This is a genomic window from Bacillus cereus group sp. MG9, from assembly GCF_040459995.1.
In the GTDB taxonomy this organism is placed as follows: domain Bacteria; phylum Bacillota; class Bacilli; order Bacillales; family Bacillaceae_G; genus Bacillus_A; species Bacillus_A mycoides.
On sequence record NZ_JARVHC010000001.1, the window covers coordinates 4475186 to 4488104 of the forward strand.

Genomic DNA, 12919 nt, shown 5'->3' on the forward strand with positions numbered 1-12919 from the left:
ATATTCTTATAATACTGACTATTTAGAAAAGTGTCAATCCTATTTTTTCAAAAAGAAAGGGCCTTAGCCCGTTTGCTCATCCTCATTCCTTCTCTTCTCTTCATCTATTAGGACACGGCGTAAAATTTTTCCGACTGTCGTCTTCGGCAACTCACTTCTAAACTCATATACCTTCGGAACTTTGTAAGCTGCTAAATATTTACGTGCAAACTGATCTAATTCCTCTTCAGAACATTCAGCGCCTTCTTTCAAAACAACAAATGCTTTTACAGTTTCCCCTCTGTACGGATCAGGAACACCGATCGTCACTACTTCTTGCACCTTTTCGTGTTCATATAACACTTCTTCTACTTCCCGAGGATATACGTTAAAACCGCTAGCAACAATCATATCTTTCTTACGATCTTTCACATAGAAAAAGCCATCCTCATCCATGTATCCTACATCACCTGTATGAAGCCAGCCATCTTGCAATACAGCCGCCGTTTCTTCTGGCTTATTCCAATACCCTTTCATAATTTGTGGGCCTTTGACAACTATTTCACCAATTTCACCTGAAGGTAATGCCTCTCCTGTTTCAAGTGACATGATAATTGCCTCCGTATCTGGCCACGGTACCCCAATACTTCCTGGTACACGTTTTTCCCACAAGAAATTCCCATGCGTAACAGGTGATGACTCCGTTAATCCATAACCTTCTACTAGTTTACCACCTGTAACGCTCTCAAACTCCTCCTGTACTTCTACAGGAAGCGGTGCAGAGCCACTAATACAAGCCTGAATAGAAGAAATATCATATTCTTTTAAAAGAGGGCTATTTAAAAGAGCAATATAAATGGTCGGCGCTCCTGGAAATAGTGTAACTTTATGTTTTTTAATTGCTTCAAAAACCATTTTCATATCAAACTTCGGAATAAGCACCATTTTATACCCTTGCATAATACTTAAATTCATTACAGCTGTCATTCCGTACACATGAAAAAATGGAAGGACACCAAGGATTACTTCTTCTCCTTCTTTACAATTATATAACCAATGCGCTCCCATTAAAGTGTTCGAAACGAGGTTTTTATGCGTTAACATAACCCCTTTTGGAAATCCTGTCGTTCCCCCCGTATACTGCAAAAGAGCTAGATCATTTTCAGGATCACAGGGAACCTCAACATCAGCATTACTTTCCCTTTCTACTGATTTCCATAGATGAATCGTTTCGCTTTCCGACACATTCACAACAAGATTCGCCTGCTTTTTTTGTACAAATGGATAAAGTAAATTTTTAGGGAATGGTAAGAAATCTGCAATACGAGTTACGATAATGTGCTCCAGCTTTGTGGCATTTTGAACATTAGTAACTCTCGGAAACACTAAATCAAGACAAAGAATGACTTTTGCCCCCGAGTCATGAAGTTGATACTCAAGCTCTCTTTCTGTATAAAGAGGATTCGTTTGTACAACAATCCCCCCCGCAAGCAAAGTACCATAATAACCGATTACGGATTGCGGACAATTCGGCAACATAATCGCAACTCTATCTCCCTTTTCAACACCAAGCCTTTGAAGATAATTCGCAAACTTCTTTACCTTGTCATGGAAATCTGAAAATGTAACATCTTTACCTAAAAAATGAAGCGCTTTCTTTTCTGGATAACGAGAAGCTATTTTCTCTAAATATCCATGAAGTGGCTGAATATCATAAGAAATAGTACTAGGAATTTCCTCTGGATAACTTTTCAACCAAGGTTTTTCCACCTTCATTCCCCCTTCAAATACATAAAAAATAAATGAATGTTCATTCATGATGGTTGTTTTCATTATATTATAGTCATAACAACGTTACAATCATAATATTCTGACTTTTATATAACTATGCTTTACCTCATTAACTTCTTATTATATGTACAAACTCTCTTACTCTTAAAAGAGTAAGAGAGTTATTATTTAACTTAGTCTTATAATTGTTAACACCGCTCCTGGAGTAGTCGTTGATAACGTCGCAACAGCTAACAATCCAAACAACTGCAAACTAATTGCACTCCCCGCCGCAAGAGTCGTAATAATTGTCGCACTAAATGATGTCGTTGCTAATGCAGGAGAATTGATCGTCCCAGCAAGCGGTGCACCATTAATTGTAATTCGCGAACTAACTAATAATGAAGCCGTTATATTAATTGTATATGAAATATAATAATTCCCCGCATTTGCGGCCGTAAATACTGTGTTCCCCCCCGACACTGTAATTCCGGGACCGATATTCTGATTATTTGGAAGTGGGACATTTGTTCCACCAAGAAGCACTGATATTGCCGCTCCTGATGTATTATTCGCAAATGCATACGTTGCCGTGATACTTGTACCTGTTAATCCCGTCGCTCCTGTTTCACCTGTTGGACCTGTTGGACCTGTTGGACCTGTTGGACCCGTCGCTCCTGTTGCTCCTGTTGGGCCTGTTGGGCCTGTTGGACCTGTTGGACCTGTTGGACCTGTTGGACCTGTTGCTCCTGTTGCTCCTGTTGCTCCTGTTGAACCTGTTGCTCCTGTTGCTCCCGTTACTCCCGTTGCTCCCGTTGCTCCTGTTGCTCCCGTTATTCCCGTTGCTCCTGTTGCTCCTGTTGCTCCCGTTGAACCTGTCGCTCCCGTTGCTCCCGTTATTCCCGTTGCTCCCGTTATTCCCGTTGCTCCCGTTACTCCCGTTGCTCCTGTTGCTCCCGTTGAACCTGTCGCTCCTGTATCACCTGTCGCTCCTGTTGGACCTGTTGGACCGAGCTTAGGAACTGTCCCATCGCAACTAAAACAGCACGAATCAACATGTAAACCATTTTGATTATTACATCCACAATATCCATTTGCATTATTACTCCATAAAGACATGTTGACCCTCCTTCGTGTTCGATCTTTTAAGTAAGCCCACTAATTAAAAATATCTTTCTAATAAAAATCAGTTTTTATTTTCCTTATCAACTACCCGCTCTGGAACAAACCTTTTATAAACAAAGTTTTTTTCCTTACATTCTAATAAATATTACATGCAATACGCTCTCCTTTCGCTTGTACTTTCGCCTTCCTCATTTAAGGAATTTCAGCTCCTTCAACCTTGATACACGTATGCACTTTAATGCGATATATTAAAATCCGTATAAATCGTTATTTTTAGTCAAAATTTTTAAAAAATATTGACACTCAAAACGCCCTCATAGTATGATTTGGGTGTTGTAATTGATAACGATTTTCAATATCGTACATATTGCAAATAAAACATTTTATTTGGGGGCAGAAGATGAAGAGAATTTTCAGTATTTTCATAGTAGTTCTTCTATTCGCTGTTGGATGCGGGCAGCAAAAAGAGGAGAAAAAAGAAACAAAAGCGGACAATAAAAATCAAGCTATAACAATTAAACACGCTGAAGGGGAAACGAAGTTAGATAAACCAGCGAAAAAAGTTGTTGTACTTGAGTGGGTATATTCAGAAGACTTATTAGCGCTTGGTGTTCAGCCAGTAGGGATGGCAGACATTAAGAATTATAATAAATGGGTAAATACAGCAACAAAACCAGGTAAAGATGTTGTCGATGTAGGAACACGTCAACAACCAAACTTAGAAGAAATTAGCCGTCTAAAACCAGATTTAATTATCACAGCTTCATTCCGTAGTAAAGCTATTAAAAACGAATTAGAGCAAATCGCTCCTACAGTTATGTTCGATCCATCAACAAGCAATAACGATCACTTTGCTGAAATGACAGAGACATTTAAACAAATTGCAAAAGCAGTTGGAAAAGAAGAAGAAGGTAAAAAAGTATTAGCTGATATGGATAAAACATTTGCAGATGCAAAAGCGAAAATTGACAAAGCAGACTTAAAAGATAAAAACATCGCAATGGTACAAGCATTTACAGCTAAAAACGTACCAACATTCCGTATATTGACTGACAATTCTACAGCTTTACAAGTTACAAAAAAATTAGGTTTAACAAACACTTTTGAAGCTGGGAAATCAGAGGCAGATGGTTTCAAACAAACAACTGTAGAATCATTACAAAGTGTACAAAATTCAAACTTCATTTACATTGTAGCGGATGATGATAACATTTTTGACACGCAACTAAAAGGTAACCCTGCTTGGGAAGGGTTAAATTTCAAAAAAGAAGACAAAATGTATAAATTAAAAGGCGACACTTGGATTTTCGGTGGTCCTGAGTCTGCAAAATCTTTAGCAACACAAGTAGCAGATGTAATGACAGCGAAGAAGTGATTACACGATGAATAGCTTACAACATACACTTCGAGCAAGTCTTGTATTCGGAGGAGGAGCAGCTCTCTTGCTCCTCCTTTTCTTTATTCATATCGGACAAGGGCAAGCAAACATTTCCTATAGTATGATTATTGATGCTCTTATCTCACCGAACCAATCACTAGAGCATCAAATTTTAATCATGCTTCGATTACCTAGAGCTGTAATTGCCATTTTAGCTGGAGGTGCTCTTGCTGCATCTGGGGTTATTTTACAAACATTAACGAAAAATCCACTTGCTGAATCCAGTACAATGGGTATTCACTCTGGCGCATATTTCTTTCTAGTAGCGGCTACAATTTTCTTACCGAAAGGTCTGCAAATTAATTCACTTCTTTTCACATTTATCGGCGGTGCTATTACTGCTTTATTTGTATACCGTATTTCTGGTGGGAAAAAGGGAACCCCACTTAGAATGGCACTAGCTGGTATGGTCGTTACATTAATGCTTTCTGCCTTTACCGGAACGATGCAGCTTTTCTATGAAAATGAAACAGCTGGTTTATTTTTATGGGGAGCTGGATCTCTTATTCAAAATAACTGGGATGGCGTTCAATTTGCTTTTCCATTTATCATTATTTCTTTCCTAGTTTTACTATTTATGTCTCGTAAACTCAACATCCTCTTACTTGGTGATGATGTTGCTGTTTCTCTTGGTGAAAAAACAGCAGTAACACGTCTTATCGCCTTCATTGCTGCGATCTTTTTAACAGCAGTAATTGTAACTGTTGTTGGACCAATTGGATTTGTCGGCTTAGTTGCACCACATTTAATGCGTCTTATTGGCTACCGTCAACACTTTACTCTCCTTCTCTCTTCTTTCTTATGGGGAGCTGTACTATTACTTGGAGCTGATGTCGTTGGTAGACTAATAGATCCAACTGGGGCTGAACTTCCTGTCGGAGCAGTCACAGCAATGATTGGATCACCTTGGCTTATTTATTTAGTGTATCGAATGATGAAATCGAAACAATATATGAATGATAACGGCGCAAATGCAGCTGGAGCTAGTTCTCGCTATTACTCTTATAAAAAGGTAATCATTATCTCTATCACACTTTGCATTGTGACGATTGCTCTTGGTGTTACAATCGGTAGTAACGCTTATATCGAAAGTATTACAAATGTTATATCAGGACAATTAACACAATTTGATAAAAATATGATGATGAACCTTCGTTTACCAAGAATGCTCGTTGCTGCTATTGCTGGAGCATGCCTTGCGATAAGCGGACTTGTTTTCCAAGGTATATTACGAAACCCACTTGCCGATCCTTCTATTATTGGTATTTCATCGGGAGCAGGTGTTGGCGCTTTAACTATTATGTATGTCTTTCCCGCACTTCCTGGTTTCTTCCTACCAATTGGTGCATTTATTGGTGGACTACTTGCAGTTGGAATTGTCCTCTTCTTCTCATGGAAATCAGGATTTAGTCCAACAGCTCTTGCTTTAATAGGAATTGGCATTTCAGCGCTCGGCTCAGCGATTATTCAAATCTTTATCGTTAGAGCAAATTTGAATGTTGCTGCGGCCTTAACATGGTTGTCAGGCAGTACGTATGCAAGAGGATGGAATCACTTAGAAAATATCATTCTATATCCATCTCTTATTCTTATACCAATTATCTTTTTCTTAATGAAACAACTTGACGTTCTTGTACTTGGAGATGATTTAGCAACCGGACTCGGGCAGCCTGTAAATAAAACGCGTCTTGCTCTAATTGTGTTAGCGACACTACTTGCATCTGTAAATATCGCAGCTGTCGGTACGATTGCCTTTCTAGGTCTTGTTGCACCACACTTAGCACGAATCGTCGTTGGTATGAATCATCAAAGATTATTCATTTGCTCCGCACTATTTGGAGCAATCCTTCTTTCCATTGCTGATTTACTCGGACGAACAATTGCATACCCGAAAGAAATCCCTTCTGGTCTTGTCGTTGCTGTACTTGGAGCACCTTATTTCTTATGGTTGATGAGGAAGAGCGGGAAGAAGGTTGGTTAAAAAAAGAGGCTTCTTAATATGAGAAGCCTCTTTTTTATTCGTTCTGATAGGTTAAAAGGAAACTATCTTTTTTTCACGAATGTAACCTATGAACATAACTAGGAGGGATAAATATGTACCAAACTATTGAAGGTTTTCTACAATCATGGACATACGAGGCTGAGTCTACTCAGAAGATGCTCGATGCATTAACCGATGAATCTTTATCACAAGAAATTGCACCTGGGCACTGGACTTTAGGGAGAGTCGCTTGGCATATCGTTACAGCACTTCCTGTTATGCTATCAGGGACAGGGCTTAAGTTTGAAGGAGAAACGAAAGATTATCCTGTACCAACTTCAGCAAAAACAATTGCAGATGGGTATCGCAAAGTGAATACGGCTTTTATTGAAGCACTTCAAAGTGAGTGGACTGATAAAGACTTAGCTACTATTAATAACTTCTTTGGTCGTCCTATGCCGAATTCTATATTTTTAATGACACTCATCAATCATCAAAATCACCACCGCGGACAGATGACTGTTTTAATGCGTCAAGCTGGCTTAACAGTCCCTGGCGTTTATGGTCCTGCAAAAGAAGAATGGGCTGCTACTGGAATGGAAGCTCCCCAAATGTAACGACAGAAAAAGACAAGGTGATTATTTTTATCAAGACCTAAATTAAAAAAAGATAAATAAATTAAAGGAGATTACATATTTTATATGACTAATATGTAATCTCCTTTCTTCTTCCACAATCGCGCCCGATTGCTGAAGAACGAATATTAAACCTTTGTACCAAATAGCCTTGATATATATTTATGATACGGCTCACCTTAATAGCTCTAAGTGAGGGGTTTTTATATTCCGCTTCTTCTTTTCTGCTAGATAAGACATTATGCATCATAAATATATTTTACACAATTACGAAACAGGAGTGATTTCAGGAAAAACTTTGTGTTGTTCTTCACTTCCTACCGCATAAAATTGAGCCTTCCCAGAACTATCAAATTCAGATTGAATACATTTAACATGTATCTCATAAGATTGAGGAAGTTTTTCACAAATTAAAGCACCTTTCAGTTTTAATACTTCTTTTGCAATTTCTGGTCTAAAGCATACATTATATTTTTCTTTATCTTTTAGAGAAGGGTATGCCCAAGCATCTTGTATATCTTTTGGTGGCAAATCAAAGAAATTCTTAGCAATTAGTTCCGATACGATATATAAATATTCAGTACCTTCACCTACATCTCTACTAAATTCATCTTTCAAAAAATCATTAAAGATATTATTAATTAACTTAATTTTTTCACTCTGAATTCCTAACATTTCATAATTATATTGTTGACCGATTAAATTAACCTTAATATCATCAGTTGCTTCGTATACCATAAGAGCATAATAAGAATTATCAGGTATTTTTATTTCCTTTAATGTGATTTCAGGAATGCCTGGAGTTGTATAAAGCAACGATTCACCAGGTTTATTTAGTCTTCCATACGTCTTAATACACTCTGCAGGTGCATTCCAAAAATGAGGTTCATACATTAATTCAGCATTTGGAAATACTGAAGAATCTAATTTTCTTGCACGGAAAAATAATGTTCCTTTAGGATAAGTACTTCCATTAGTAAAATAAATAAACTGACCTTCGAAAGTCAAGACATCATAAATTGCCTTATTAATTGCTGCTGGAGTCATCATTGCTATATTTAAACTTCTAAATTTACTAACTTTCTCGATTAATTCCAAAGGATTTATCCTTTCTAAAAAAGCCAAACGTTCTTTGCTAAACATGTAAATCTCCCCTAAAATATAATACTTTATTTTATAATAAGCTTACACATCAAAAACCATTATTCCCCTTTCGATATCATTTACTTATGATACGGTTCACCGTAACTATTCTATGAGCGATTTTGAATACTACTAGTTTTTACATGCTTTTAAGTAAAATTCAAACTTTTGAGCAGCGTCGGATAATGACCCAATAGCATAATAGCCTTCTTTAGTGATACCTACACACCCAATTAATGGAGAAGATAGGAAATCTAACATTTGTTTAATTTCCTCTAGAGTCGGAGAAGGTTTTATTTCGCTTTTATGCTTCAATAATAAATATATCTCTCTTGGTTGCATAATTCCTTCTGTTAAAGAATCCTCACTCTCCTCTGATAAACATTGCATAAGTGATTGAAGTAATATACCATCTCTAATTATTTTAGATTGATCACTTTCTAAAGGACGAATATCAACTAATCCTTTTTGATTAAAAATTTTTCGATATGACTCTGATTTCAGAGGAACTTCTATATGCATTTTTATTAAATCTTCCAACATTTCTATATCAAGGAGTGCAACATTATGTTTGGCTGCCCTTTCTATTAATCTTTCTCCTTGGAATTCACGTCCTACTACTAATGAATAATCTGCTTTATGTTTCTTCCTATGATCGACTATTGTATCAAAATTAATTTGACTCTCCGTAATTCCTCCGCTATAAGTTGTTTTTGCATCTATAGCTACTTTATAAGTGAATTTTGGAGAAGTTGGTGCTTGTATTAAAACATCTGTTTTGCCAGATCCACCTAACCAATCAGCCTTAAACCCTAGTAAAATAAATGCTTTCGAAAGTACTTCTTCAAAGCGATCGGGATTTGCAGAGTCCCTTGATGAAACTCTTAGTTCATTTAATATTTTTTTTACTGTATCTTCATTTAATTTGCCTGCAATATTTTCATCTAGGTTTAACTTAGAAGAATTATTAAGTTGATAGCAATTTTTAAATCTTTCACAAAAAAGAATACCTCTATTAGTTAGTGTATAAGCACTTACACCATGTTCTTGAATTAAATTAGCATTTTTCAAAATGTGAAGTCTTTTACTGATATTTGAAGAATCTTCACTGGGAAAATTAAAAGAAACCTTCGCTATTATAGCAAGTTCTTTAGTACTTAGTTCTTTCTTTTGCAATTCAAATAATATTTCAAATACAAATGCATATTTTTTATTTACACAACAAGCAAAGTCTAATTCAAAATTATCTTTAGTAAATAGATTACCTAATTCAGTAGCTTTATATAACGTTTTTGATATTCTTTCTATAAATCCTAAATGAATTAAAGTTGCTAAGTACTGTTTTGCTGAAGTTTCTGAAATGCCAAATGTGCTTGCTGAATATTCTAGAATCACATTTAATTCTGTGCCTTGTTTCACCAAAAATAAATAATCTAATGTAGTAATATGTGCTACTTGCATACTACCTGGAAAATATCCCAAACCTGTTTTTCTATTATCCAGATCTCGCTTTGAAATTTCGCACATTTCTTCTGCCCATGAAGAAACTATAATATGATTTTCAGAAATTGTTGAGTCGATTTGTTTTTCTAGTTCCTCTTTTTTCACAAATCCAGATATCCCTAAAAATTTTATCCCTAATTCTGTTATAGAGTATGTCATTGAAAAATCCTGATAAATAACTAAATCTAAGTCTTTCAACCAATTCAATCTAGCTAGAATTTCTGATTTTGATTTCCACTCTAATTTATAATCTAATGCAGCATACTCTCTAATATCCTTTATAGTTTTAGGACTTTCTTTAAAAAATGCTAATATTTCAGAGATAAATTTAATATTACCATTGAGAATTAGTGCCAAATATAAGTTATCTTTAGTATCCAACCAATATTCTATTTCCTCAGAAGTAACCCAGCCTGTTGAAATTTTCTTTACAATCCCAGAGGGTCTTATAGGAATTAGTAAATCCTCCAGTGTATTTTTGCTATTACTTCCATCTATTTGAATTTTGGTATTTAGCGGGGTGCATTTTTTTAATTTTTCTAATATTAAGCGTAAAGAATGAGGAAAACCTTTTTCTCCTCTAGGTATGTTAGGCATTGCAGAAACTTTTGTTTCCCAACTTCTATTAATTATGGTGGGTTCAAAACTCATACTTTCCACTCCTATATGAAATATTTAAAGGAGCCTAATCAACTAAGACTAGACTCATTACTTAGTAAATCAAAAACCTCACTTACTTATGATATGGTTCAGCATGATTAATATTAAACTGTTTATAAAATAGATACAATTAATTCTCCAATAATCTGGCCCGATTGTTGAAGAAGGAGAACAACGTTCTCCTATTGACTATAACTTCTTATATACGTCTGCATAAGCTACTTTCAGTTGCTCTCTTAATTGCTTGTTTTCATCTTCCAATTTCTTATTTTTCCTTTTTAGGGAAGCGATCAGGGCATCCTTGTTACTTTCATTCATTTCTCGCTTTACTTGTTTCGGTGCAGGCACTTGTGACTGTTGATTTCGTAATGTTTCAATTCTCGAACGAAAGCCCTTGTTGTTATAAAGCGTTGCTTTTGATACATCCGCTTCATTGGATACACTGTTAAAATTAATTTTTTCATTCGCTTTTAAAAGCCTTTTAATAGCTTCATCTACTCGCTGAAGGGTATTTGCTTTTCGTTTGGCATGAATCGCTTTCAAATGTGCAGAACGGTCATATTCAGACATGTTTAACACCTAACTTTCTCTTCATCCGAGCTTGTCTACCAAATATAATATTTCCTTCTTGTAGGGTATTGAAAATGTTTTGATAGCGTTGTAAATTTTTTTCGTTTTTCTCGGCTATATCTTCTCGCCCCCTTTGTTTTGCTATTTCTATAGCTTTTATGGTTGTTTTAATGTGAAGTTCATATTTTTCCTTATCTAATTCCGAAAAACCTACTGCTAGGTCTTTACATGGCGTTTGATTGTCACCACAAGTTAGGCAAGGTGGTGCTTCCATATGAGGGCAATTTCCATTCAGACGGGCGTGACACGTTCCATAAGGGTTATCCATCGCATTTAGCTTATGGTCTTGCCATAAGGCATCCAATATGTCTGCTGGAATATCTTCTCCTGATTTAATTTCTTGTACTTCACCGTTTAAGTCAAAACTAAAAACACCTTGCTTTATTACCGATTCAAAGGCTTTTCTTTTCGTATCATCTAATAGCTTGGCATATCTTACTGTCATTTCAGGGGATGAGTGTGCTAATAACTCTTGTACCGTAAGAATATCCGCACCACCGTTCAACATCTTTACTGCATAAGTATGTCGGAACTGGTGGGATTTAAAACGGAAAATATTTCCGTTTTCGTCAGTGATGTTTTTTTTATTTGCTAATATATTTAATTTTTTCCCTAGAAAGCTTTGTCCAAAAGGTTTTCCTTTCCGTCGGCCACGATAACGAACGAAAATATACTCTTCGGGATTGTTGTCTTGATTGCTAAGTTCTTTTGATTTCTCGATAAGAACCGCAAGAATATCTGCTAATTCATTGTCAATCGGAATTCGATGCCCTTTTACATATGTTTTCTCAATATCGGTTTCAATGGAGTATTGACCATTTAGTTTTACTAAACAATCAGAGGTTAAACCTAATACATCAGAAATTCTAAGTCCTGTTTTAAACGCAATCCAAACGATAGGAACAACTTCTTTATGCAAGTGATCAATATGAGTAAAGAGTTGCTCTAATACATAGTCGGGAATATAGTCAATTTGTTCAATTGACTTTTTTCTTAGCTTTGGTTTATCTTCAGGAAAAATTAATAATCGTACATTAGCTTCGGGAGCCATATCGTACCCATACCCTTGAATGTCTTCCAGGAATTTTTGTAGAAAAGACAGCGATCGCATAACATAACTTGCAGGGTGAGCGTTACGTTTTTTTAAATTATTTTTAGCGTATTCATGTAAATGTTCGATGTACTTCTCAATATGTGCTCTTGTTAGAGGCTTTAAGTCTTTCCATGTTGTTTCCAATGAAAATATAAACTTAAAAAAACCTGGTATATGTTTTAGATAACTCTGTGCTGTCCCCGTAGAAAATCTGTTTTTACTGACCAATCGTTGCTTAAAATATTTTTTAACTTGTTCACGAACCATTTCATCAATCTTTGAGAAATCAAGTTTGTAGAGATTTGTGCTTTTATTGTAGTCAATACCATATTTATCATGTAAATTACGAATATCCCACTTGTCTTTTTCCCATTCATCTCTCTTATCAGTGAATTGGATTAATGTAGTATAAACGATTCTTAAAAAGCTTGCTATTGCGGTTTTTATATAACTATCTTTACAATCTTCATGTTTTTTAGTGTAATAAGTTTTGATTCCCTTTTTATTCAACCAAAAGACATATTCCCGTTCTGCTTTTTCAATATCCAAATTCAAAAAGGATGATATTTTGGGGTATTTTTCGTTTATGAACTCTATCATTCTTTTTAATGGACTTTGAGAGCTAAATATATTCTGGATTGTCCAGAAATCATTAAACAATTGCTGATAATACACATATTTCACTTCTAAATTGAGTGAAGGATTATTAAGTCGAAAGTAAATATTTTTACTGGAATCATTATAGTGTGCTACCACTTCTTCGAACTGCCTAATTCCACCTACAACGTTTATATTCCATGTGTCATTAACTAAGAAATAGGGATTGTTTACTTGTTCAATTGAAACAGAACTATCTTCATATACTGTTTTTTCAGGATATGTTGAAAGTTCTCTTTGTAAGCCTTCATGAAAGCCTATTTCTTCTACCTGAACCTTCTTGATTTGCTTCATACAGTAATTCC

General features: G+C 35.6%; 9 protein-coding genes. 3 read left to right on the top strand and 6 right to left on the bottom strand.

Annotated elements, in window-relative coordinates; all coding sequences use genetic code 11:
• Nucleotides 1–63: 63 nt before the first annotated feature.
• Entirely contained in the window at nucleotides 64–1749 is a 1686-nt protein-coding gene (locus QCI77_RS23010; RefSeq protein ID WP_353825510.1) for a long-chain-fatty-acid--CoA ligase, read from the bottom strand.
• Nucleotides 1750–1938: 189 nt separating this feature from the next.
• Nucleotides 1939–2868, bottom strand: a complete 930-nt coding sequence (locus QCI77_RS23015) for a BclA C-terminal domain-containing protein (protein ID WP_353825511.1) — start codon at nucleotides 2866–2868, stop codon at nucleotides 1939–1941.
• A 406-nt stretch (nucleotides 2869–3274) separates the two neighbouring features.
• Between QCI77_RS23015 and QCI77_RS23020 the strand changes: the two genes are divergently transcribed.
• The 3 genes from QCI77_RS23020 (at nucleotide 3275) to QCI77_RS23030 (ending at nucleotide 6910) form a co-directional block, all read left to right on the top strand.
• A complete protein-coding gene (locus tag QCI77_RS23020) occupies nucleotides 3275–4249 on the top strand; it encodes an ABC transporter substrate-binding protein (protein WP_201053084.1) in 975 nt (324 codons plus the stop codon).
• A 7-nt stretch (nucleotides 4250–4256) separates the two neighbouring features.
• On the top strand, nucleotides 4257–6293 hold the full coding sequence (gene fhuB, locus QCI77_RS23025) for a Fe(3+)-hydroxamate ABC transporter permease FhuB (protein WP_353825512.1): 2037 nt from the start codon (nucleotides 4257–4259) through the stop codon (nucleotides 6291–6293).
• A 113-nt stretch (nucleotides 6294–6406) separates the two neighbouring features.
• Entirely contained in the window at nucleotides 6407–6910 is a 504-nt protein-coding gene (locus tag QCI77_RS23030) for a DinB family protein (RefSeq protein ID WP_000284970.1), read from the top strand.
• A gap of 285 nt (nucleotides 6911–7195) precedes the next feature.
• Here QCI77_RS23030 and QCI77_RS23035 read toward each other — a convergent pair whose 3' ends face one another.
• The 4 genes from QCI77_RS23035 to QCI77_RS23050 all read right to left on the bottom strand — a co-directional run bounded on the left by QCI77_RS23035 (nucleotide 7196) and on the right by QCI77_RS23050 (nucleotide 12908).
• Nucleotides 7196–8071: a hypothetical protein gene (locus tag QCI77_RS23035; RefSeq protein ID WP_223260374.1), complete on the bottom strand. Its 876-nt coding sequence runs from the start codon at nucleotides 8069–8071 to the stop codon at nucleotides 7196–7198.
• Between the two features lie 132 nt (nucleotides 8072–8203).
• Complete coding sequence (locus QCI77_RS23040; RefSeq protein WP_070178872.1) at nucleotides 8204–10225, bottom strand: hypothetical protein; 2022 nt, start codon at nucleotides 10223–10225, stop codon at nucleotides 8204–8206.
• 198 nt (nucleotides 10226–10423) lie between these two features.
• The gene (locus QCI77_RS23045; RefSeq protein ID WP_070168158.1) at nucleotides 10424–10804 is read right to left on the bottom strand and encodes a DUF6262 family protein; all 381 of its coding nucleotides are present in this window, start codon (nucleotides 10802–10804) and stop codon (nucleotides 10424–10426) included.
• Entirely contained in the window at nucleotides 10797–12908 is a 2112-nt protein-coding gene (locus QCI77_RS23050) for a tyrosine-type recombinase/integrase (protein ID WP_353825514.1), read from the bottom strand. Before QCI77_RS23050 ends, QCI77_RS23045 begins: the two co-directional genes overlap by 8 nt.
• Nucleotides 12909–12919: the final 11 nt, after the last annotated feature.